General features: G+C 55.9%; 21 protein-coding genes. 9 read left to right on the top strand and 12 right to left on the bottom strand.

The genetic code is table 11. The annotated features are described in order from the left end of the window. Nucleotides 1-297 precede the first annotated feature (297 nt). From DV532_RS27160 to DV532_RS27115, 9 genes are all read right to left on the bottom strand, one after another. Nucleotides 298-1,833 (bottom strand): hypothetical protein, encoded by a 1,536-nt coding sequence (locus DV532_RS27160; RefSeq protein ID WP_056799085.1) that lies wholly within the window; start codon nt 1,831-1,833, stop codon nt 298-300. Continuing rightward, nucleotides 1,830-3,371: a hypothetical protein gene (locus tag DV532_RS27155; RefSeq protein WP_056799089.1), complete on the bottom strand. Its 1,542-nt coding sequence runs from the start codon at nt 3,369-3,371 to the stop codon at nt 1,830-1,832. Before DV532_RS27155 ends, DV532_RS27160 begins: the two co-directional genes overlap by 4 nt. Continuing rightward, complete coding sequence (locus tag DV532_RS27150) at nt 3,368-3,778, bottom strand: hypothetical protein (protein ID WP_120715453.1); 411 nt, start codon at nt 3,776-3,778, stop codon at nt 3,368-3,370. The genes DV532_RS27155 and DV532_RS27150 overlap by 4 nt, the downstream gene beginning before the upstream one ends. Nucleotides 3,779-3,780: 2 nt before the next feature. Continuing rightward, nucleotides 3,781-4,947, bottom strand: coding sequence for a hypothetical protein (locus DV532_RS27145; protein ID WP_120715452.1), 1,167 nt, complete (start codon nt 4,945-4,947; stop codon nt 3,781-3,783). Between the two features lie 483 nt (nt 4,948-5,430). Continuing rightward, nucleotides 5,431-6,372, bottom strand: coding sequence for a DUF6036 family nucleotidyltransferase (locus DV532_RS27140; RefSeq protein ID WP_156675940.1), 942 nt, complete (start codon nt 6,370-6,372; stop codon nt 5,431-5,433). A 469-nt stretch (nt 6,373-6,841) separates the two neighbouring features. After that, nucleotides 6,842-8,380 (bottom strand): hypothetical protein, encoded by a 1,539-nt coding sequence (locus tag DV532_RS27130; protein ID WP_056799098.1) that lies wholly within the window; start codon nt 8,378-8,380, stop codon nt 6,842-6,844. 16 nt (nt 8,381-8,396) lie between these two features. Continuing rightward, complete coding sequence (locus DV532_RS27125) at nt 8,397-9,929, bottom strand: hypothetical protein (RefSeq protein WP_056799100.1); 1,533 nt, start codon at nt 9,927-9,929, stop codon at nt 8,397-8,399. Next, a complete protein-coding gene (locus tag DV532_RS27120; protein ID WP_056799103.1) occupies nt 9,926-11,521 on the bottom strand; it encodes a hypothetical protein in 1,596 nt (531 codons plus the stop codon). Before DV532_RS27120 ends, DV532_RS27125 begins: the two co-directional genes overlap by 4 nt. Before the next feature lie 92 nt (nt 11,522-11,613). Further along, nucleotides 11,614-13,230 (bottom strand): hypothetical protein, encoded by a 1,617-nt coding sequence (locus DV532_RS27115; RefSeq protein ID WP_056799105.1) that lies wholly within the window; start codon nt 13,228-13,230, stop codon nt 11,614-11,616. Between the two features lie 135 nt (nt 13,231-13,365). Here DV532_RS27115 and DV532_RS27110 point away from each other — a divergent pair, with 135 nt between their 5' ends. The 4 genes from DV532_RS27110 to DV532_RS27095 all read left to right on the top strand — a co-directional run bounded on the left by DV532_RS27110 (nt 13,366) and on the right by DV532_RS27095 (nt 16,372). Beyond that, nucleotides 13,366-13,803 carry a hypothetical protein gene (locus DV532_RS27110; RefSeq protein WP_120715451.1) on the top strand — a complete coding sequence of 146 codons (438 nt, stop codon included), beginning with the start codon at nt 13,366-13,368 and terminating at the stop codon, nt 13,801-13,803. Nucleotides 13,804-13,919: 116 nt separating this feature from the next. Then, entirely contained in the window at nt 13,920-14,627 is a 708-nt protein-coding gene (locus tag DV532_RS27105) for a hypothetical protein (protein ID WP_162949003.1), read from the top strand. Continuing rightward, nucleotides 14,624-15,703, top strand: a complete 1,080-nt coding sequence (locus tag DV532_RS27100) for a hypothetical protein (RefSeq protein WP_056799112.1) — start codon at nt 14,624-14,626, stop codon at nt 15,701-15,703. The genes DV532_RS27105 and DV532_RS27100 overlap by 4 nt, the downstream gene beginning before the upstream one ends. 126 nt (nt 15,704-15,829) lie before the next feature. Then, entirely contained in the window at nt 15,830-16,372 is a 543-nt protein-coding gene (locus DV532_RS27095; protein ID WP_056799115.1) for a hypothetical protein, read from the top strand. Nucleotides 16,373-16,423: 51 nt separating this feature from the next. Here DV532_RS27095 and DV532_RS27090 read toward each other — a convergent pair whose 3' ends face one another. Continuing rightward, nucleotides 16,424-16,765 carry a hypothetical protein gene (locus DV532_RS27090; protein ID WP_056799117.1) on the bottom strand — a complete coding sequence of 114 codons (342 nt, stop codon included), beginning with the start codon at nt 16,763-16,765 and terminating at the stop codon, nt 16,424-16,426. Nucleotides 16,766-16,890: 125 nt separating this feature from the next. Between DV532_RS27090 and DV532_RS27085 the strand changes: the two genes are divergently transcribed. Beyond that, the gene (locus DV532_RS27085) at nt 16,891-17,499 is read left to right on the top strand and encodes a hypothetical protein (RefSeq protein WP_120715449.1); all 609 of its coding nucleotides are present in this window, start codon (nt 16,891-16,893) and stop codon (nt 17,497-17,499) included. A 132-nt stretch (nt 17,500-17,631) separates the two neighbouring features. On the opposite strand, the gene DV532_RS27080 is transcribed toward DV532_RS27085, so the two are convergent. Together DV532_RS27080 and DV532_RS27075 are read right to left on the bottom strand one after the other, a co-directional pair. After that, entirely contained in the window at nt 17,632-18,321 is a 690-nt protein-coding gene (locus tag DV532_RS27080; RefSeq protein ID WP_162241129.1) for an ankyrin repeat domain-containing protein, read from the bottom strand. Between the two features lie 150 nt (nt 18,322-18,471). Continuing rightward, complete coding sequence (locus tag DV532_RS27075; RefSeq protein ID WP_156675941.1) at nt 18,472-20,064, bottom strand: hypothetical protein; 1,593 nt, start codon at nt 20,062-20,064, stop codon at nt 18,472-18,474. On the opposite strand from DV532_RS27075, the gene DV532_RS27070 reads away from it, so the two are divergent. From DV532_RS27070 to DV532_RS27055, 4 genes are all read left to right on the top strand, one after another. Next, nucleotides 20,063-20,623 (top strand): hypothetical protein, encoded by a 561-nt coding sequence (locus DV532_RS27070; RefSeq protein WP_156675942.1) that lies wholly within the window; start codon nt 20,063-20,065, stop codon nt 20,621-20,623. The genes DV532_RS27075 and DV532_RS27070 overlap by 2 nt on opposite strands. A 4-nt stretch (nt 20,624-20,627) precedes the next feature. Beyond that, nucleotides 20,628-21,236, top strand: coding sequence for a hypothetical protein (locus DV532_RS27065; RefSeq protein ID WP_056799129.1), 609 nt, complete (start codon nt 20,628-20,630; stop codon nt 21,234-21,236). Nucleotides 21,237-21,311: 75 nt separating this feature from the next. After that, on the top strand, nt 21,312-22,586 hold the full coding sequence (locus DV532_RS27060; protein ID WP_056799132.1) for a mechanosensitive ion channel family protein: 1,275 nt from the start codon (nt 21,312-21,314) through the stop codon (nt 22,584-22,586). Nucleotides 22,587-22,605: 19 nt separating this feature from the next. Next, nucleotides 22,606-23,541 carry a hypothetical protein gene (locus tag DV532_RS27055; protein ID WP_056799136.1) on the top strand — a complete coding sequence of 312 codons (936 nt, stop codon included), beginning with the start codon at nt 22,606-22,608 and terminating at the stop codon, nt 23,539-23,541. The last annotated feature ends 94 nt before the right edge of the window (nt 23,542-23,635 follow it).

Raw genomic sequence — 23,635 nt, 5'->3', positions numbered from 1 at the left:
AAGGCATTTGCGCAATACAGGCAGCGGCGCTCCTAGGCGTGTGACGTGAAGGATCCGTAAAGACCTGGGGGATCATTGCACTTACCGCAAGGGCAATGCCAGTGATCAGGCCGTGCAAAAAGACGATCAGCAGAAACCAAGGTAGCTGCGGATCCGGGGGACTGGAAACCGCAATACACTGGGATCAACCGATGCCATTATTACACCGGAACGGTTCCATGCCTGCCCCACGCCGAAGGTTGAAAGGGATTCAATATTGCACGAACGTCGCAGGTCGGCGCTGGATCAGATATCCAATTAAATACCCAGATCGTCCAATAGGAATTCTTCTGCAAGCGTGCCAGAGCATTGCACAGTCAAGCTCTGCAAGACCTTGCTATCCAGGCCGCAAGCCTTGAGCAGCGGATAGCTCAACAGATCATTGCGCTCCAGATATTCGACCATCCCCCCTAGCACTTCTGGCCTAGCTGCTATCAATTGCCTGATCGCTTGAAAATCTCGCCTCCCAAAGGTGTTCGAATTCAACGCGATTCGCTTACGCCCCTTCAGCGTTGACTGGGACAATTGCGCCTCAATCATCATCACCACCAGGCCCGTGATAGCTGGCGCCTCGTGCAGCTCGGGTCGCAGGTGAGGCACCAGGCATAGCAGCTCATCGGCATGGGGGTAATGCAAGCCCCCCTGCTCCAATGCCCTGGCCAACATCCTGTCAGTCATGTCACTGCGCTGATGTTCCTTGAGCAGCGAGGTCGCCAGCTTCAGCTGAGCCACCTGCTGACGAAGAATGCTTGTGGGTCGTTCACGCAGTTGCCCTTGATCGAACCCAGGCTCTACCTCAGTGCCCTGGAGGAAATTGAATACTCTGCAGGGCCCCTGCAAGGTCACTTTCGCCCAGACGGGCAGGTGATCTTTGTCTTGATTAGGGTGGCCCAGAATCTCTTCCGGGGTTACATGCAAAGCCGCTAGATGCTCCGGCGAAGGATAGGCCAGGTTGATCATTGACTGGCGTTCAATCAAGCGCACCTCGGTGCTGGACAGAGGGTGTTCGCCGCACTGTTGCCAGGCATCAACGATCTGCATCGAAACGGGCAGCAAGTGCTCCACCACCTGGTCGCAATCGAACCCCGCCATTCTCAAGCGCAGCCCCGGATTGTAGACCAGCACCTTGAACAGCCATCTCTGCACATCGTTGCTTGGCAATCGGCCCGTTGCCTTGAGCAAGTCATTGATCAGCGTCGGGCTCAATGGTCTCAGTGTATTGGGTGTCTGGAAGCCAGGGAAATAAGCCTCCAGGTAAATCCTTGCGGCGTGTGTCGTGACGTACTGCGGGGATACGAACTCACCATGAAAACCCCTAAGCGACAGCACACTCAGCAGCGCGGGGTCATGCTGCCGATCAAGCTCAAGGCTGCGTAGAAAATGTTTGAGGGCAAACGCTCGGGCGCCATCCTTCAGGCCATGGTGCGAGCCATCCAGCGCCAGCAAGGCGTGGTGCGCACCTCCGGCAACGGCATGCAGAGCATCGCTGCTGACCCGGTAGCTCTGGAGTACGTGGGGATGGCCCCCATCAGCCGCCCATGCCGCTTGAACCATCGGGCTGGACAACAGTTCTGCGCGCCCCTGCCTGGCTGAGACAACGATATTCAACGCTTGGACTACCAGGTCGGGCTTGTACGCATGCGCTGCAAAAAGGGATGGCAGCAGGAGATGCTCATCACTCCCGATATCATTGAGCACCCCATTGATTGCATCCAGCAATTGACGCAGTTTGGCTTTCAGCGGACTGCTGAAATGCCCAAATGGTATGGCTTGAAACAGCCCCTTGAGCTTCATAGCGCAAGGTCTGCGCACAACAGGGCTTCGCTCAAGGCCTCAGGTGCTGGTTTGCTCAGTTTGCGCAGAATCCGGCTGTCAAAGCCACACCACAGCAGGATCTCTGCATCCGGAAGCCCATGGCGCTCCAGGTGGGTCAGCAGCATGTCACCCAGCGCTGGCGCCTGTCTGATCACCGCTGCAACGCCCAGAAACTTGTCTTTCCAGTCCATGCTCGTATCGCCAGATGGCGCGCTGTCACGGGCCTGGGTGGTCAGCATGACATTGAGAACGAGCAGCGCCACCTGACCAGCCTCACCGTGCTTGTGGATGTCGAGCGCTCCGTGAAGGCTCAGCAGTACACCGATCTCAGGGGTTTTTGCGGGGCCCTGCTCCAGGAACTGCGCAAGCAACCGATCGGTGGTGTCACTGCGGCCTATTTCCGACAGCACCTCGTAGGCCTCGTCGCCATTGGCGAGGGTGCCTGCCAGCACCATGTCAATGTCCAGGGGCAGCTCCAGGCGCTGGTAGTTGGCATAGATATCGCCGGCATAGCCCTGATTGAACACACACAGCGGCCCCTTGAATGTGTCCTCAATCAGCACAGGAATGTCATGGTCGACAAGATCAGGATGACCCATGAGCTCGTGGGTTCGTACGTCAAGCATGGCCAGGTCAGAGGCAAATGGGCTGAACAGGTTAACCAGGACTTGGCGCCGAAAGAGCGTGCCCCATTTGGCCATCTGTCGAGCTGGCAAGAGGCCGTCGAGCTGTTGCACAATCTGGTCGATTACCGGCTCCAGGTGGGTGACAATCTCGCTTTGCTGGCGCCCTTGTGCCTTGAGGCGCATCCCCGGATTGTAGACGAAGTGCTTGAGTAGAAACCTTAGCTCGAAGGGTTCCATGTCCGTGATCCGCCCCCAATCCTTCAGGGTGTCACTCACCAGGGTGGGGCTGAGCGGTAGCAGTGCTCCGCTGATGCGCTGGGTGGTCAGGAAATTGTCGACATACACTTGCATGCCACCCGTGGATAGATTCGAGGGGATCCAGGGTTTGCCAAGGAACCCATGCAACGACAGGCTGCCGGAGATGGATTGATCGGCGGACAAGCCGTGCGTGTAGTCCACATCGTCGTACAGATGGTGCAGGTAGTGGCTGACGCCCTTGAGGGCCAGCTCCGTGCTCTTGTAGCCGATGGCAAAGAACAGGTAATGCGCCCCGCAGCGGTAGGCATTTTTCGCGTCAAGCTTCCTGTTACTGTCGAAATCAAAGGTGCCAAGCTCACCGCCATCGAGCAATAGCGCCGCTTGAAAGCCCAGGGAGGCAATCACCGTGCGAAGCAGCACGCTGTCCTTGCTGAACGCCTCGACCCATTCCCGTACGACCACCGGATTGAGTTGGTAGGCATGGGCAAGGTTGCGCGCCACGGGCTCCTCCGCGCCCAGGCGAGGGTCGTGGAGTTCATGGGCCAGTGCCTCGTAGAACTTGCTCAGGCAGCCTTGCTGAGTGTGACTGAACTGGTCAACGGGAACTTCGGTGAACAAGCACTGCAGTTTCATAGTCCCAGATCCCTCTCAAGGTAGTCGCTGAGCATGCTCTCAGGTGCTCGGCTGCCCAGCAATTTCAGCTCCTTGCCGCCGAAGCCACAATAATCGAAGGCTTGGTTACACAGGTAGAACGTTTCTACCATGATGTTCAACACCGGCTCGATCAGGCCAGGGCGAGCCCTGAACACCTGGTGAATCGGCGGCAAATCCCGTTCGCCTGCCATGGGCAGCGCCAGGCGTATGATCATCAGGGTGGCGGCGTCACCGTAGTGGCGCAGGATTTCGGGGTTGGCCAGATGGCGGATGAGTACGGGGGTAAACTGGTTGACCTCCATTCTGCACCCCACGTCCTGGAGCTGCCGAATGTGCTCAGGCAGCAGCACCTCCTCAATGATCTTGGAGTGACCATGGCAATTCAAGATCAGGTATCATGCAGCTTCGTCGCCGAGAGGAAGCCACCAAAGGCCAAGTCCGGGTGGATCGGATAGCCTGCCGCTGACAAGAACTCGATCACCTGGGTGCCCCGATGCCGATAGGGCGTGGTGGAGGCCGCCCTGAACAGCTCCAGTGGGCCTGAGAAGGTATGCTTGAAGCAGTCCACTTTGGGATCCGTCAGCACCATGGGGTTCAGCGGTACCCCCTGAAGCTCCTCTGGCTGCGCCTGAAGCATGGCCAGCCCCTCGGGGAAGGCACTGAACAGGTTGACCAGTACCTGGCGCTCAACGGCCTTGCACAGCTGTTCCGACAGATCGATCTTGCTGAGCAGGTGCTGGATCACCGGCTTCACTGTTTCGGCGATTGACTCGCACGAGGCGCCTTCGGTGCGCATGCAGTAGCCACGATTGTAGACCAGGGTGTGGAGGGCCTTCTCGATCTGGATCGCCCGCTGGCTGTCACCCAGGGCATAAAACGGCATGCTGCCCTTCTCGCTGAGCAAGTGGTCAATGGCCCCCTCCTGGACAACCTGGTCAGCGGCGGTTCCGGGGCTGCCAATGTGTCGCAGCGCGGCAGTTTGCTCGGGGCTATAGGGGTTCTTCTCAATGTGCGCGGCAATACCTTGGTGCCAGCACACGTATTCGCGTTCGATCCGTAAAGCCATGGCGCTCGACGTACACGAGAGGGCGTTGATCGGGAAATGCGGCTGATGGTCGATCGATGTGGCCAGGTAACCTTCCTGTGGGGCTGCCAGCACGATGGCGTCAGCCAGTTTCAGGGTCTGGTCACGGCGCACCTGGGGGTCGACAATGCCCATGCGAAAATGCAGGCCATGCAAGCCGTAGTTGTAAAGCTCGTCCACCAGGCTGGAGAAGTAGCCGCTGTGCAGCATCTCCCAGTGCTGCTCGATGTCGATCCCTTCCTCAACGGCCAGCGCCACATAGTCGAGGCTGCCACGCGTTTCGAAAATTGGGTCAAGCAACCCCTTGACCTCGTGCAGCTGGTCAAAGTCCTCGACCTCCATGTCCGATAATGATGCGCCGGCAGACATGCCAATAGCTTCCATGGCTTTAACCGCAAAACGCTCCAATTCTTGGGCCCGTTCGGGCGGCAGGATGTCCAGCGAAGCTTTGCGGAAAAGGGAATTGCTCATGATCAGCCTGTGCCTTGAGGTTGGGTGGCGCTGCCTAGCGCCCTTATTACTTCAAGTCTGGCAGATCAGCGCCCTCAGGGTAAAGTTCCAACTGCCCACTCGGGTTGGCGACGGCGGTATTAACCGCTATATTGATATCCATTCAATCGCATCGAAAGGTGAACTACCCCATGATCCCGGCCCTAGGCTCGAACGCGTTAAGCCCCCTCCAGTTGGAATTAGCGGTACGAGGGATGGGTGAACCCGGCTGGACGGGTATGCCGTTTTGGGATGCCAAGGGATCACCGGACTTTCCAGACCACCTGCAGTTCCTGCTGCACAACCGGCTGCCCTACGCCGAATGGCTGAAAAAGCTCTCGCCTCAAGACAGGCCGCCACGCGGAAAATGCTTTCGATTTTTTGTTCGACAAGCTCGGTTTCGATAGAACTTATCGAACCCCATCGGTGTGAACCATTCTTCGCCAGCGCAATGTATGCGCCTCATCAAGGCTTTGGCTCATTCGATTTGCCTGGTTTATCCTTGGCATGATTGCTGACGGCCTCTGAGAACGAGCTTTTGGGGAGATCTTTGTTTTTGTCTAGTGCTGCGGCTTTCGTAACTAAATTACCCACCATTCCGACACCCATTATATTGGGGTCAAGAGACTTGGCTTTTTCCCACAGCTTTCTAAGCTCATTTATATGAAGCAAACCACCCCTATCCATCTTATTGGCGACGGATTGGATGTTCGCTTCATGTGGCTCGAAACACTTCTCGAACAAGACCTTTTCAAATTTAAAATCCCCATTGTCCTTGAGCTCAATGAGATCTAAAGCAATCTCTGGATCGATCCTGGACATCATCTCAACTACGACCGCCTCGCATCGAGCTATTTTGGAAATGACTTTTGAAAACTCTACCTTAGAAAAATCCCTGTGGATGCAAGCTTTGATGTGGTCATGGTTACATCGATCAGAGGGCATTTTATCAACCAGTCGAATAAGCTCATCCCTGTCGACCACGCCTAAAGCAATCACCTCGCCGACGTAAATATGATCCTTCTCTCTGCCAGCTGCGTATTTGGAAAGCACCAAGTCATGCAAGCCGATACAAATGCCAGATGCGTGATTGGTTGATGCATTCTGGATGCTGACGGATCTAGTCTCCCAGTCAGAAGGAAGCACCGCCGTCTCCGGGCCAACCCCTTGCGCGTAATAGCTATAGGTATTATGGAAATTTGATTCTTCGCCGAGCAAGGCCTCAATAAGCTCATATTTTTCCGGCATGTTCCTCGGATACATGTCGGCTTCAAATGACACTTGGGCGGAATCTGGTATGTTATGCAGGGAGCCGTGTATGGCTTGACTGCCGACAATGATTATCTCACGATCACCCGTTATGTCCGAAGCAGCACGTATCAAATGTTCTAAGCTTGATCTGTTCATTGATCTCTTGCCTTTCCTCGGGCGTTATGATGCCGTGAAATGGACTTGACTGGCGCATCCGTATCGCGACCTGGGTGTCTCGCACAATAAAATCGCATATTCTGGAGATGGGTGCTCGCAGCACTGCCTCCCACTCTTTGAGAACATCCAGGTCGGCCACTTCTCTGGCTTTCGCAATGTTCGACCAGGCCTTTTCAATTAGCTTCGGATTCTCACGAAGCTTTTTTGCGACAAGCCTGTGAATCAGAAGGCTTCGAATCTCGTGGATTCTGTGGTCACTTTTTCCACTGATCATTTTCACACCTGTTTTTGCGTATTGTGCTCAGGAGGCTTGCTGGATGCAACAGGTCAAGCTAACTATAGCATGACGGAGGGTAACGACCCGCAATAACCACTTGGAATAGCTTTCGCACCAAATGAGAATTTTGCGAATACGTGTGTTATCACGACCCCCTTCGGGCAATCGAATTCAAAGGCCGAGGTCGTCCCCTAGATAATGCTCGGCCAAGCGCTCCTGATCTTCAGCGGATAGCTTGGACAGCACGTCACTGCCGAACCCACACCATTTCAGCAGGCGCTGATCCATGGGCCCCGTGCGCTGCAAATACCCCAGCACCTCGTCCCATAGTGGCGCATCATCCTGGAACTCGTAGGCGGGATGATGCCGACTGGAAAGGTATTCACCATTTGCCAGTTTCAATCTGGCGTTCTCGATCAAACCGACTACGAAGCCAAATTTAGCTGCGGTCGAATAGTGCTCAGGAGGAGATATCAGGGTGGCGTAGTCAACGATCTTGCGTGCTTGAGGTGTTGATTTGTCCTGAAAATGGGGGAGGCTTGCGAACAAGTTCTCCAGCGCCTTGGAGTACTTTGGCTGCGAATCGCACACAATCGCCTTGTGGGTGAACTTATGGTTGTTTAGATGCCCAGTCAGGATGAGGTCTAGGTCAATTGGCACCCCCTTATCTTCGAGAGACAGGGCTACGTGATACGGAGTGAACGCCGATTCTACATCCGAGATCATGAAGACGGGGCCGTTGAACACTGTAGTCAAGTGCGAGGTCGGCTGTTGTGTGGTCAATGATCGAATCAATTGGCGATCGCTATCAGAAGCCGAGGCGCTGAGGTGGCCGTAACACTCGGCGGCCGAGGCATCCAGATGCGCCAGATCATCGGGAAACGCGGCCAGGGCATTGATCAACACCTGGCGATGGAATAGTGGATACAACTGCCCCACAGGAAGGGACTGACTGTCTCCAAACGCTTGGTCAAACACAAGATTGATCCGCTCGCTCAGTCGATGCACTACCTGGTGGGTCGGATAGCCCTGGGATTTTAAACGCAGTGCTTCGTTGTACACCCAATCGCGCAAGGCCAAGCGGAGGTCTGGGGCTTCACCATTGCCCTCAGTGAAATAACTCGCCACCCGCCACTTGAGTCTTTTGTCGGTGTCAACAGCGAGCTCTGGTTTGACGTTGAACCCTTGCAGCGAAGTGAACGCTTCTCGGCGCCATGGCGAACTCTCCAGCCATGTCAGGCTCGACAGCGCAAAAGGTGAATCGAGCACCATCGAAATCAGGTTGTTCACGGCTTTCAAGGCCAGTACGGGGTCTTGAAAGGGCATCTTGTAGAACCAACCATGCGCACCCTGTCTGCACAAGTTCTCGACAAGGCTGCTCCACAGGGCCAGTGGCAAGGTCTGGGGGGTGAACTTCGCACCGTCCAGCAGCCACACTGCCTGAAAGGCAGGGCTTTCAAAGAACTTTTGACTGCGGTCGCGCAATTGGCTATGCCCCGCCTTGCGCTCGCCACAGACCTGTTCGAACACTTTGGGAAATTTTTCCCTCAGATCCAAGAGCGAGCTTATGCGCGGACTATCACCGAATGAGCCGCCTGCGGCCCACATCAGCTCACTATTGACTTCCTGGGTCATCAATTGCATTTCAATGCTGAATTGCTCACTGAATTGCTCACGGGTGAAATTCTTGAAAATAAAGGTAAGCAACATGGTTCGATTCCGGTGATTAGAGTCCAAGATCCTGCGCCAGGTAGTCTTCCTTGAGGCGGTCACTGGCCCTGGCACCCAGGTCGTCCAGCACCCCTGCTCCCAGCTTGGCAAGCGCCAGAACCTGCGCCTCCAACTGACCATTTCGATCCAGGTAGCTTAAAAATTCAGGAATCAATGCTGGGTGTCTCTCCAGCTGGGAAGACGGATTCTGCTCGGGCTCCGAATCATCCTCCCACCACCTGCCCGCGAGAAAGTCGTGCACACGAATCCCCAGGTAGCCAATTTGGGACTCGGGGGGCAGCTTCTCGAAATTGAGCAGTGAAATGTGATTGCTCAGGAATTGGGTGAGCTCGGTATCAACAGGGCCATCGGCAACAATCCGACGCAGGCAGCCTTCTAGAAATTCACAGGTCTCTTTGTACTTGACCAGGGTGGGAAAACTCTCGTGCTCTTGCAGTAGGGAAAACAGGGCCTTGTTCAGATCAATCTGATACCCTGCGTTTTCCCAGCTTTCGGCGATCACCCCCATTGAGTTATGGTCGTCGGTGCCCGAAAAACTGCCCAAAGGCCCTTCCAGCGTGATCGCCAGTTGGCCTCGTGGCAGTCCCTCAAATCCTGGCTGGCCGTGCAGCGCATCATCGCCGATACCCAGTAGCGCGACATCCGTGGGGAAAGGGCTGAACAGGTTGGCCAGGGCGGCAGTGTTGAATGCATTGGCCTCAACTTCCGCAATCCTGAGGCGCACACCGATGTAGGCTTCAATGGCGTCCATCACACACTGGGCAGACTGTGCAATCTCCATCGTGCCCGCCCCACGGGCCTTGAGTTGCAGGTGGGGGGTGTACACCAACACATTCAACGTCCGGCGCACTGCAAAATCAACACTGGAGGGATCCTCCAGGAAACCGTGATAAACCGAGCAGGCAAGTAAGCTCAGGTCAACCGCACCAACCGGGCGCTGCGTGCCTGGGTGGAACTGATTCAGGTACAGCGCCGAGGCCATGTCGGGTTTATCCTCCAATTTCGGCGCATGTTCAAACGCCCCCAACCCGAGTCGATCGATGTCCGTCCCAAGTGCCTCCACTGCCTTGAAGCAGTCCCCTGAGGGGTGAAAAAGGCTAGTCAGAATCTTGCTGGCACCGGTCAGTGACAACTGGCTGTCCTTGTATCCAATCAGGAGCAGTGGGTGATGAGCTCCAAGATTGATGCAGTCCTCGGCCAGGTTGCGCACATACTCCTTGTCCATAACCTGCATGAGGTTGACAATGTCCGAGAGTTGGCCGCCATCGAGCACCCAAGCGGCCTGGAAGTCGAGCCTGTGCGTAGCCTCCATCCAGGCATGCCCTTGGCTGTTCAACGCCTGGATCACGGTCGCCAGCGCCGCAGACTCTTGCTGATGCAGAGCGACCAGGCTGTCAAACGACGTCTTTATGGGCGCCACTTCACCCAGGGCAAGATTGACTGCCTCCAGGAACGCCTGCTGGCCTTTTTGACTGGAAGGCTTGAATTGCTCATGAGGTACTGTGCTGAACAACTGAGTTAGTTTCACAGACCAAGCTCTCCACCTAAAACATGCTCTGCCAGGCTGTCTGGGGCACGGTTGCCCAAGAGCCGTAGTTCTTTGTGATCAAACCCAAGCTCCTGGAAGACCTTAGGGGTGAGCAGGTCATTTTTCCACAGGTGGTCGAGCACAGGCTCGATCAGGCCAGGGCGTTGAGCAAAGAGCCCTTTCAGGTGAAGCTTGGGCAGACGGTCTTGATTGATCTCAGCCGCCCGCAAATTCAGGCCCGTGCGCAGGATGTTGAGTGCGGCCCGATCGCTGTAGCTGCGCAGGTACTCCGGGCGCATCAATGCCTTGATGACATGGCGTGGCATCTTGTCAGCAGAGCGATCCTCGGCCAGGTAGGCATCCAGCACGGCGGACTCGCCACCTTCATGGTGAATGAGGGCGCTAAATTCAGGCCGATCAAACAGCAAACCTCGGCTCGCCATTTCAACCGTGATCGGGTAGCCGGCTGCGGTCAGGTAGTCGATTACTGAGGATGCTTTGCTCTCCTCGACGGCGGACTTGTCGGCGCGGAACAAGGCTAAAGGCCCCATCAAGGTTTTCAGGAAATACTGCGCATCGGGATGGGTCTTGAGTACCGGGTCAAGGATGACGCCCTGGAGTTCCTCGGGCTTGGCGCCGAACATCTCCAGGCCTCGCGGAAATGCACTAAACAAATTGATCATCACCTGGCGCTTAAGAGCTACCGTGAACTCCGGTGTGCTCTTGAACTGCTCCAGCAGATGGTCGATGACGGGCTCTACCTCCTCCTTGAGCTCGAAATTGCTGATAGGCACTGTGGCTTTCAAGCGGTAGCCATAGTTGTAGACCATGGCCAGCAACCCTTGCTCAACCTGATCCGCCAGCAGGTGACGCGGCAGTGTATTGGCGGCAATTTCCATTTCGTACTGCCCCCTGCCACTCATGAACTTGGCCATGCCTGTGTCCAGTGCATTGGCCTGCTCCGGCTCAAAATCGACCCGAGCAAACAGGTTGAGGAGCGCATTGAGTTCGCTCTTGGTGAACTTGTGGCCTGTGTCATCCCCTTCGATGTCTCGCACCGCATCGATGGCAAGCTTCAATTCATGGTCATAGTCCTCCTTGATCAAGGAAGACAGGCTGTGCAAGGGGAACGCCAGGTCATTTGGACAGGTATCGCCGAAGTAGTCGTGGAGCTGTCGTGAAATGGTGGTGACCCCCCACTTGCGACCTTCTTCGTCGGCGAGGTTCATGCGGAAATGCAGGCTATGAAGCCCATGGTTATCGATGTCTTCCCTCAGATCAGCGAAGCTGAACGGCGATTCATACTCCAGCCATTCGTCTTTGATGTCAAAGGGGCTGGCGTCATTCACATACAGGGTGAAAAAGTCCAGCGCTCCCCCCGCATGAATTTGCGAAAGCAGCTCGCGTCCCTCGTCTGATTCAACGAATGCGCGAAAGATGTGGGTGTGTTCGGCGCACACTTCCTCTGCAGACTCGTACTCGTAGCCGGAAATTGCGGCAAACGCTAGCACCCCGGACGCAAAACGCTCGAAGAGCGCTTCCCGCTCAGCCGCGAGTTCGAAGGTCTGGCCGTTCTTGAATAATTGGCTCACAAAATCCCTGCCCCTGGCTGACCAGGTCTGTAAAGGCTATTAACCCAAGTGTGGCAGAGCCGTAAATCCCACGTCCAGCGCCTGGGCAGCGGCTACAGGCCGAGGTCACCGCCAAGAATATGCTCATTCAGTGAGCCGGGCGGATTATCCAGAAGGGTCAGCTCGCGCCTGCCAAACCCGCAGAGCTTGAAGGCGTGAATGCTGATCAGGTCGTCCTTCTCCAGTGCGCTAAGCACGACTGGAATCATGTCGGCCCTGGCGGCGAAGAAGTCGCGCAAGTCGATGGCTGCGCACGCACGCCGGTAGGTCAGATACCCAGCCTCGGGACAGCTGATCTGCGCACCCGCCTTGATCAGGTTGATCACGGCACTATCGCTGTAATGTGCCAGGTATTCGGGCGTCAGCAGGCTGAGGGCTGTCCCGAACGGGGTATCGTCGAGCGTACGCGACTCACTGAAAAACGCGTCCAGAACATCAGACTTGCCTTCGGCGTGATCAATCAGATTTCCGGTCTGGCCCAGGGTGGACAGCCACCCCTTGCAGGCGATGTCGATGTGAATCGGGTAACCAGCGGCCTGCAGGAATTCAGCCACTTGCGTGGCCTTGTGTTGTTTGGGCGCAGAGCGGTTGGCGGCGAACAGGTGCGTTGGCCCAGCCAGGGTGGTGGCGAAATACCTGGCATCTGGGTGACTGCGAAGCACTGGATCAAGAATGACCCCTTGAAGCTCTTCGGGCTGAGCGTCCAATAAGGCCAATCCTGATGGAAATGCACTGAAGAGGTTGATTAACACCTGGCGCTTGAGCGCCTGATTGAATTCCGGGGAAGCCTTGAACGGGGTAAGCAAGCGATCGATTGTCGGTTCGACCGCTCTCATCAGCTCGAAATCAGTCATCCGCGCACAACCTTGAGCCGCTTTTAGCTGATAGCCGCGATTGTAGACAAGGCACCTAAACCCAAGCTGAATCATGTTGGCCAGTTTCTGCGGCTTGAGGGTATCCTTTAGCGTCGGGTAATCATACTGTCCTTCATAGCTAAGGAAGTAGTCCACAGCCCGTTTCAGGCTCCACGGCTTGCCTTCTGTAGTCTCAAGACCCAAACCAAGCAGGGCGTTCAAATGATGTCTGTTCGCCCTTGGGATGTCATCCGCCAGCTCAGCACCCTCTTCTACCTGCCGGGCATGCTGGAATTCCTTCTCATAATCAAGCTTGATCAAACACGACAGCGCTCCCAACGGGAAGCATGGATCCGTTGTATAAGCTTCAGACTGCAGGTCAAACAGCCGCTGTGAAAGCAACTTCACCGCCGCCAGCCGGTGGTCTTGAGTGGGCATATTGCTGCGAAAATGCAAGCCATGAAGCCCGTACTGCATCAGATCCTTGCGCAGTTCCTCAAGCTCAAAGGTGGCAAAATTGCCCCAAAAATCATCAATATCCTCGACCTTGTCTGCAACAATCAAGGTGGCAATATCAAGCACACCGCGTTCAAAAAAATGACTTAGCAACTTGAGGCCGTGCTGGCTTTTAATGAACTCATCAAGGTGAGCCTCGTCCCAATATCCATTCTCTTCCGCCATTTCAGCAAGAGTTGTGAATTGCTGATCGTGGGCCATGGCCAATTCAAGGGCCTCATCAGCAAATTGACTGACCACCTGAACACGCTCGGGCTTGAGTTCAATGGGAAGCGAGGTACCGAAAATAGGGTTTTTCATGGGCGTTCGAGTAGGTCTGTGCCGGTTGCATTGCTTCATTCTGGCAGATGCACCGTTTCAACGTCCACGTTGTGCGACGCGGGTGGCAACACTTCGTGAGGCCATGCTTTAATGATTTATTGAAGGAGATCTCCGATGACTCAGCCGGCATTCACCAAACAACACTTTCGCAATCAGATGAGCGTGATCCTCACCAATCTCATTGATCGGGATTGGAAATCTGCACGACAGAACGCGCAGCAATACACCCAGCACATGAACCAGGCCTTCTCAACCGGCCACCACCAGGCGGCCCTCTTCGCCCAGGAGCACCTGCAGACCCTGCGTGAGCCCGTTTACACCTTCGCCAAGAAGTACAGTGGGCTGAGCAAAGAGCGTCTGTACCGCACCTTTGTGGCGGAGCATTGCCCACTGGAACCCTGGCTGGCTGCGCCATTCTTGCTGCAGGATCACTCGGGCTCAGACAACAAGCTGGTCGACAACATCCTCAAAAATGGTTTCTTTCGGGCCAACCACCTGGTCGATGAAGTTGAAGTGCGCAGTGAGGCCGCCCCCGGCTCGTGCGCTCACTAGAACTCATTGACACGCTGCTGACGCACAACAATCACCAGCTCGCCGCGAAGCTGATCGAGGGCCTGCTGCACGACGAAGACCTGCACGACAGCCCCTTTTCGTTCGACAATCAGGTGGTGGCGCTGTTCATCAAGGGTGGTCGAGACCTCTTCTTCAGGCAGTTCCTGGAGCGCATGGCCCCGCGCATCGAAGAAATTTGTGAATGGTCGCTAAGTACCAGCAATCGCCGAGAGCCGTGCCTGCGGGCCTCCGACAGACCCGCCCTGCGTGAACTGGCGCAACTGGGGCTGCCCAAGCTGGCACTGGACTTGTATTTGCACAGCCGCGAAGGTCTCGAAAACAGGGATGAGCTCATGCTGGCAGAGCAGGCGTTTGATACCAAACTGTCGCTCTGGATGCTCGCCTCGCTCAGCCAGAGCACCAAAAGCTTGGGCACCTTCGCCGCGTTTGTCGAATATTTCATTCAGGATCAGGAAAACCGGTGGGTATTCGACAGTGACGATGCGGTTGCTGAGATGAATAAAATTCATGGAAGGGACTGCTGGTTTGCCCCTCCGCCAAAAGTCTGTGCCTTTGGGGGCGGTCAGGGCCGGGTGGAAAACCTGAAAGCCCAGGCAGTGATCGTTCAAAAAGCCTTTGAGCGGCACAAGGCTCAGCCTGACATCGAGAGCAAGCGTGCCGAGTTCATGCGTCAATACGTGGCAAGCCATATCAAGGTTGAAGAGGAGGTAATCAAGGAGATTCGAAACCTCTACCCGCTGGAATACCTGATGGACATACCCGGCTTCCCCGAATCGCGCCTGCAGGAGGAGCTTGGGCTGTGAACCGGCTGATCGATAAAGCCACCCAGCAGCTGGAGCATATCCTGGCCATGAAGCCCCAGGACATGCAGCCAGAAGTCATCGAGCCCCTGCTCGTCAGCCTCAAGGCGGCCTATACCCATGCCCGCTTGTTTCGCAACGAGTCGGAACTGCTGGGCGCCGGGCACCTGGAGCAATTACAGAAGCTGTACTTCACCCAGGGCATTCCAGTCAGGACAACCCGCCTGCTGATGGAGACCGTGGGGTGTGACCTGGGCGATCAACATCTGAAATACCAATCGACGCTGCACAACGTTGCCAACCCTGGCGTGTTTTTCCCGCTGCTCGTCAAGCAGAACCTGCACCTGCGTGACTTCTCACTGTATCGCTTCATTCCCCTGCTGGTGCAGCACAATGAACACCAGTTGTTTCTCCAGTTGGCCAAAAAGTACATGGGGTTCGACGTCGGTACCTACCCGAAAGACTTCACCCAGCAGCTTTGTCGCTGGACATACGAGCTTAGCCTTGCGTGCGACGAGCCGGTGCGGATGGCGTTGGAAGCCTTCGTATGCGACCACCATGAAAAACTGCTTGCCGGACTCAACTTCAAATTCCTGATCGATGATCCACTGGCTCTGGGTATGGCGCAGTTCTTCAAGCGACTTGGACTGGACGGCTTGTGCACGCGATATGCCGTGGCACAGCGAAGCTGGCCGATGGTCATGGAGCATTTCGTGGTGATGGAGGATCTCGGTCATCCCATGGAGGACACGGTAATGGCGGCCCTGAGGCAAGCCTCTGCCGGCAGCAAGCGATTCGCCCAGGCCTCGCTGTACCTTCACCTGTCCAGGCCGGGTAGCCAGTGGGCGGGCTTTGACATCCCAGAACAGGATCAGCCCGCCATGATGGTCAAGATCGCGAACAGGCTGTGGAAGGCCGAGCCTGCGCTGCGCCAGCACATTGCGGCCACGGTCAACGCGTTTGCCTGCACCAGTGAACGCATGGCGGACGGCCTGATTTCGGCCAAGCTCGACGCGCAGATTGCCAAGGCATGCGATGCCTTGTACGTGCGCCAACTTGAAAGCGATTTGGGACTCTGAGGCACCAGCATGAAATTGTCTAATATTACCCCGCCCTTGCAAGACGACGGCACAGTTCATCCAAGCATCGCTGATCGGTACGAGACGGCCCTGGACTGGCTGCTGGGAAGGATTGGATACCAGGATGTGCAGGAGCGCAACCAGGGCGATAAACGCCTGGATCGCGCACTCATTGAGCACCTTTTCAACCTGGTGCCCATTACCTCCATGGATGCCAAGCAACTGCAGGATGAGGATGGCCAGCGAATGTTTGCGCTTTTGCTCGAATGCCTGAGGGACGGCTATTTCCTCGGGGAGATCCAGCGCGTTTCACTGGAGAGCATCGCCGCCAATCACCCCGATGGCATCATGGCCAAAACACGGCAGGTGAATATCGGCGACAGCTATCGGACTGTGGATCGATTGCCCTCCAAAATCGACTGGCTCGACCTGCTGATTGACAAAGACCCGGCCATGGCTCTGCGCTACCTAGGCGGACTGAATCTGAAGGGCATGGGAAGCTACGTGAAAAGCTACTTCATGCCGATCGGCGAGCACCCCACCCTGCTGCATCACCTGGACAGTCAGCGAGCACTCAAGTTCTTCAAGATCTTTGGCTGGGATCAGTGCAAGCAACACATGCGCGAACAAGAGATCGCCCAGGCCCTGGAGATCGATCTGGCGCTCTGAGGAGGTGTGAGCTACTCAGAGAACAAGGATTATCCGACAGCCCGGTACCGCTCAGAGGTATTTGAAATCCAGCGTCAGCGCTTCATCGAGTTTCACCCAGAAGCGCAGCTTCTTCTTCAGCACCTTGCCGTCGATCTCATGCACCAGGAAGGTGATCGAGTCAAACTGCTCGTTCCCCTGTCGGATGTAGTAGCGATCGACCGTCATGACCGTCCCTTTGGGTAAGGTGACCTCGGTGGCGAGGTTGTCCTTGTTGCTCCAGTGGAATTTCTTTGCGGCAATATTCAGGTGCGCGCCGAGGGAGGCGTTACGCTCCTCATGGTGCAGGTGAAATGTCCACTTTTTGGTCAGAGCGAGATGATCGGCCTTCAGGCGGGGGATAACGAGCTTCATGGTGATTCCCTGGGAGATATATTCATATGTGCGATTATTGCATATATTGATGTATGTCGATACCGTCTACCTGAATCCCTGTTGCCACCATCGTGTTCATCCCAATCAAAGCCAGAGCGTTGAAAATGACTGCCCTTGAGCATTTTCGAACAGAAAAAATCCATGTGATAGAAACCGGTCGACCCAGGTGGATCAATGTGGCTGACGGCTTGATCCCCATTGAGACGCCACGCCTTCTGTTCGAGTTGTACCGGAATCGACGGGTGGCTCTCATGATCCCGTGGATGGCTCAGGGTATGTGCACGCCCTTGCAAGAATCCTTGTGGGCGCAACACAAGGAAGTGCTCAGTCGGGCCACCACGAAACGCGACACAATTCCCTGGCTGCGCCGGGATTTCCGCGATGTCTGGCTGGAAGTTGCCACGGGACACAAGACGCCAGTCGACACTCCTTTTGAGATTGGCACCCTACTGAAATTGGGCGCCAGGATACCCCCAGTCTTTGTCCTTGCTGCATGGCATTCCCCCAAAACCAGCCAGCGGCATGAGAGACAGGCGGTGTACCACATGCTGCTGGAGCGCGAGTATCGGAACAATCCCCAGGCGTTCGAAAACGTTCAACTGAGCCTCGGCCAATCCTTCATGCTTCACCTGAGTGGTTGCCTGGAGATGGATCTGGGAAGGCTGTCAGAGCCCCTTCTGGCAGAGCTGCTGGAGGGTGAGCTGGCATTGTAGCCAGGGGCCAGCCCCCATGGGGCAGCATAACGACCTGCCTGTCCGGAATTCGATTTGTCCAGGCTGCAAGCAAACGCTGGAGCACCTGACTGCGGCCTTCTCTGGGGCCCTTAAATGCATTGCGTGGTTGCTTCAGCCAATGGCCAGGTCAATCAGCATCCGGGTCAGCTCCGGGCCCAGAAGGTGCCTAGCCGTGGCACCCCAGTAGTTGGGAATATCCAGGTCGGCACCCAGTCGAAGCAGCAGTGCCTGCATCTCGATATTCGAATCCAGGATCGCCACGTGCAGCGGGGTTTCGAAGCCCCCAAGGTCGTTGTTCAGGTCTGCCCCGGCATGGGCGAGCAAACGAATGATATCGCGCTCGGCACGCTCAAAATCCGCGCTCAGTCGGTCTGCGGGCAGTCGCCTGGCCTCCGCCCTCCAGATAGGGTTAAGGCGAATCTGAACCGCCCATTGCGGATCTTTGCCAATCGCCGCGTGGACAGGCCCACGCAACCCCGATTGGCTCCGAAGATTGGGGTTGGCGCCATGTTGAAGCAAGAGCGCCACGCCCGCCTGATTGCGCATGGCTGCGGCAATGATCAGTGGATCTTGAGTATCCTGGGTTGGCCGCACCCCGTGATTGAGCAGCAGCTTGAGCAGGACATTGTCGCCTCGGCTGCAGGCGCTGCTCAAAGGGTTGGGATGATCTTCAATGAAACGATCGAGGTAGGTCGGGTAGTGGCTGCCGGTGAACACATCCGGAGCGCAGTGCATTGTCGAGACCACCCTCTTGGGCGCGGTGACCGTTTCAAGGGCTACGAGGGCGGCTTCAACGCTCATCATTCGACTTCCTGTCTGCTCTTTGGCTGAAATTGGCCCGTCTTTTCCGGCATTGCTCGGGCCAGACGGGGCGTTCAGCTACTATAGCAGCCCCTGTACAGCTCAGGTGACTGGAATACCACCCCCTCTGGCCGTGAGCGTCTCACTCAGTCAACGATCATAGTCAGCATTGTCGGTCTGTGTGTTGCGCTGTTGTGCAGCCTGCGTCGACATCTGTTGATCGTCAGTGCGCAGGCCTGCGTCTGCCCCACCTCTGACAACCCCAAAACGCTCCTGAGTGCGCGCATCAAGCCCTGCTCTGCTGGCCTGTGTTGGGGCCCTGTTGTCAAAACGCACGTTCTCGGCGATGAAATCTTTGAGCTTTGCGCCCAAAAGTAGTTCGGCACCCGGTGCTGTGGTACGTTTGCTCCAGCTCTGAACGCTCTCAACATACCGATCGATCTGGCTGGGCTGCTTGAACAGCACCTTGCTGAAGTACCCATCAACGGCCCTCTCCAATCGCTCCTTGGTGGCCATGGCTGCGCCAAACTCCAGCGCCAGCTGGCGACCATCGCGGGTATTGTTGCGCTCCTCTTTTGAAAAGCGGCCCATCAGCCTGGCATCCACGACATGCAGCGCCGAGATAAACGCAAAGTCGTCGGCCCGTGCAATCGGCTTGGTGTACACCGCCTCGCCAAAGCCACGAACCAGGTTCGAGGTGTTGAGGAACAAAGTCGCATCGTTCTTGTAGATATCGATCGAAGAGAGGATTCTCAACCGCTCGCCTGTATAGGCCAGTTCTGAGACCACATCCAAAACGCCAGCGCTGCGCATGTCAATCTCGCCTGCGGCATTCATGAAGCGCAGTTTGAAATGCTTGTTCGCCAGGGCGTTAACCTGTTCGAAGCTCATGCCTTTGAGGGTCTTGGGGTCTATGCCGTTAACGAGATTGGCCGTGGCATTGAGGGTCAGGTGCTTCAGGTCGGGCAGGCTGGCGCGAAACGGCATGACGGCCTTGCTGAACACACTCCAGTCCCCGGTCTTGCTGGCGCCCAGCAGCGCCGCAGAAAAGTCTGCATAGGTCTCGCGGATTGAGGAGTCCAGCAGGTGCAGGATGGGGGCATAGGCCGCAAAATTGGGGCTGTTCTGTAAGGCGATCAACTGCCTGTTGGACGCCTGGCTTGCATGGTTGAAGCAGTGGCTCAGCTCGTGCGCTGCCATGTAGAAGTCATAGACGTTGCGATCGACCAGCACATTCTCTTCATTCTGGTAGGACAGCTTGTAGTACACCGTGCCGGGCATACCCGGTGCATCCGCGTGCGCCTGCACAGTCACGCTACACAGAATGTTGTTGTCCTTAGTGTTCAAGCGCATGGCGCCGCCCCCGGATTGTTGGCGAATCGCCTGGCGCAGCGTGGCGGGCAAGTCCTGCTCGTTGACCATTCGCACTGAACGTCCTTCCAGGTTGACCCCGTTGAGAAGCGGAAGCTCACCGATGCTCGCTTGAAGGCTGGTTGGCGCATCTGGGTTGACCGAAGCCTGCTGGGCAAAACTGGGGGCAGCAAGGCCCAGACTGGCACACGCGACGAATGCCGCAGTGGCGAGAAACCGGGATGGGTTCTTGATTTTCATGGATATTGAAGCTCTTTTTGATTTCAGTTTATGGCGGAAGGTGATCGCTTGGCAAACAGACCGCGCCGGCCCCTTGCGATCCGAAAGCTTTATCTCTATATTGGCCGAACTCTCATTCGGGGACTGACTCATGCATATGCTCTACGATGATGAACAAAAGGCGTTCTCTGGCATCATTCTTCATGCTGGGCAGCACCGAAACATCCAGGTCTTTATCCCTACGGACGATGCGCCGGCAGACTTTGCGGCATGCTATGCGCGCTTTAAACGCCTAAGCACCGCGCCAGAGCTGATCTGCGAACAGATCCAGCAGTCGCTCGATGCCGCGCCCGACGAGTCGGTGTACAGCACGCTGTGCCTGCTACAGGACTCGCTCAAGGAAAGTCGCTTCCGCTTTGGCCAGGAGGCTGAAGGTTATTCGCCGGAGAAGTACGCTGAAACCGAGGCCTGGATCGAGCAGTTTGCCGAAACGGTTGAGCACCTCAAGGCCGCCTCTCCCGCCGAGTTCAAGCATCACCTGTATTGCCACCACCTGAACCTGGGCGACGAGTCGGCAGCCGTGTTCCGCCTGCACAACATCGACCTGGACGTCTTCGTGACCGAATTGCATATGGCGCATATCGACCAGATCATGGCCCGACTGCATGTTCCGGCCCAGGAAGGCTCACCTTCCAGAAGCCAGCTGCACTAATTCCATGTCGACGCTGTCTCTGCATGAGGTTATCCAGGCGCTGGCCGACCCCGAGTGCGAGGATGCGGCGGATGCACTCTACCTGGCCATCTCAGCGCTGAACCAGAGGATCCGAGATCACTGCACGCCTACAACATGGTCATTGATGGCTGAAGAAGCCGATCTGCTGCTGGATCGCTTGGCGCCTGCCAGCACAGAAGGCGTGCTGGTGTACTGGATGAAGCAGTACGTCACCTTGGGTCAGTCATTTGCCAACGTGGTGCATCGCTATGTCGATCCCGGAGGCTCCGCCTTGGGTTGTGTTGTAGTGTGGCAAGTGGTGATCGGTGATTGCGCTGCAGTCCGTGCCCAGATCCTGGAGATCCTTGAGAACAGCACCGTGAGCGAGATCGTGATCGCGTGCGTGTTTGCTGATCAGCGCGTGGAAGCCTCTCTTAGGGCTGACTTTGCCAAAGTCATCAACTGCCCGCTCACCTTCATCAGCCTGTGTCGCTCTGATGCAAGGGGCATGACTGGCCTGCGCAATCGCATCTTTCAACGGTTCGCGCTTCCAGACTGCTGGCAAGCGCTCACATTCATGCCACGAAACCTCATCGAGCGTATCAACAGATAGTCCTATCTACCCCGTGACCATTTGGATAGAATTGTTGTCTATAGCGTATATTGATAACGAAAATCCAGTAAAGCCATGACAACCCTCTCAGCACTGCCGCTGTACGATCAATTTTCCGCCTGTATCACCTGGCTGCAAGACTATCCACTGGCTTATACAGCAGCCCTCTGCGCCCTACTCCTACTGGGCGCCTGGCTGGCAAACCTCGCGCTCAAAGGTGTCATCGTGCGGGGGATCAGTCATGTATTGCACCTGACCGTGTTTGAGTCCAACAGTCGTGGCCTGCCCCACAAGGTTATCTCACACCTCTCCAACGTGGTTCCCGCCTGGATTCTGGCAACCGGCGTGGGTTTTATCCCTGGGCTGCCCAAGGCCGCCATGACGGTCACCAACAATGTCTGCAGCGCCTTTATCATCCTGTGCTTCGCCCTGTTCCTGTCGGGCTTGCTGGACATGGCCCATGCCCTGTATCAAAGGCGCCCCTCGGCCAAGTTTCGGTCGATGAAGGGCTACATCCAGGTCATCCGCCTGCTATTGGCCATCGTCACCCTGATCCTCTGCATCGCGACCCTGGTAGACCGATCGCCACTGATTCTCTTGTCAGGCCTGGGTGCCCTCGCTGCCGTGCTGCTGTTGATTTTCCAGGGCACCATTCTTTCAACCGTAGCGGCGGTGCAGATCAATGCCGGGGGAATGGTGAAGCTCGGCGACTGGATTAAAATGGATCAATTCAATGCCGATGGCGTGGTTATCGATATTGCTTTACATACAGTGCGAGTGGAGAATTACGATCTCTCAATTTCTAGCATACCCATAAATAAATTGATCACAGAAAGCTTCGTGTCGTATCGCCAGATGACCCAGTCCAATAGCCGCAGGATCAAAAAAGCCTTTTACATCGATCAATCCACCGTGCATTTCATGGATGAGGCGGAAAAAGCCAACCTCAGCCGCTTCGGCCTGCTCAAGGATTACCTGAAGGCCAAGGAGACCGAGCTGGAGCTTTGGAATCAAAACCTGCCCGCCGATAGCCGCGAGCTGGTCAATACCCGCAGGATCACCAATCTGGGCAGCTTCCGGGCGTACCTGGAGCTGTACCTGCGCAACCACCCTGGGATCCACCAAGATCGCACCCTCATGTGCCGGCACATGAATCCAACACCACATGGACTTCCCATTGAGATCTATGCCTTCACCAACACTTCCGTCTGGACGGAGTATGAGAAGATCCAGGCTGATATCTTTGACCATATATTGGCAATCATGCCAGAATTCGGCCTAGCCGTTCACCAGCAACCCACGGGTCGCGATCTGATGATGCTGGGCACACGTTCAAACATCCCCTCATAAAAACAAGAGAGATCTTTCCATGAATAAGTCCCCAATTCGCGATGCATTTTACAAGGCAGGCAAAGGTTTTGAGCTGCTCACCACGGCAGTAGTTGACCTGTTTGATGAGGTCGCTGGCACCAAGAAGCCCTTCTCCCTCCGGGATTACGAAATAGATCCTCTGGCGGATCGATTTGCTGTGCACGCCCTGGGCAACACAACCCGCCTGAAAATCCCTCTGGGTGACGTGGATCCCAGTGAACTTTCCGTCAGGCACGATGGTACCAGGGTGCTTTTTTCGGTAGAGGCGTTTTCAAAGGGGTTCTTGATCGAAAATCTGAGGCTGTACTTGCAAGGTATCAGGCCAGAACTCCGCGAGGAGCAGGCACAAGAACTGGCGCACTTGCGCTGGAGCAGCTGCTCGGCAAATGACCTAAATGTCTGGGTAAAAGCCTGGCTAGGGAGCTCGAATGAGGGCGCTGAGGAGGGAGATCTGTGGTCTTCACGCGCCATGACCATGGCCAAACCGCTTCATGCCGCCCTCGTTGAGCTTCGCGATAAAGGGGAACTGGAGCTCAACATTACTTCCTATCGCAAATTCCTTACACTCGATGGCTATGTCGCATTATCGCATAACCAAATCCTGAGTGAGCATGCCCGTGAAATGTTGCGCACCTGGCTTATGTCCCTGCCGGGCTTTAACGAAGATGATGCGCTCAATGGCAGCATGTCTCGATATGCGCATGAGCACTATGGCTATTTGTCCATGCAGTTAACCTGCCTGCTCACGGAAAGTGCCAATATGGGCAAGGCCCGCTCCTACCGAATGGGGAATGCGGATATCGAGTACGCCTCTGCCAAGGTGATTCGTGACATCACAGCAGTTTTGTCTGATGGCGTGCTGACCATTGAATTGGTGCATGCAGAGCCAGGGTTCAGGGCTGTTCCAATACAGCTGCAGGAAATCAAAAACTAAGCTCCTGCTTCGAATCTTCGCAAACAAGGCGAAAAACCCATGAAAACGAAACTCTTGTTTCGTTTTTGTTTAAGGTGCCCTTCACTCGGGATAC

The sequence above is a fragment of the Pseudomonas sp. Leaf58 genome, from assembly GCF_003627215.1.
Classification (GTDB): Bacteria; Pseudomonadota; Gammaproteobacteria; order Pseudomonadales; family Pseudomonadaceae; genus Aquipseudomonas.
This window is presented reverse-complemented; position numbering and strand designations above follow the sequence as displayed.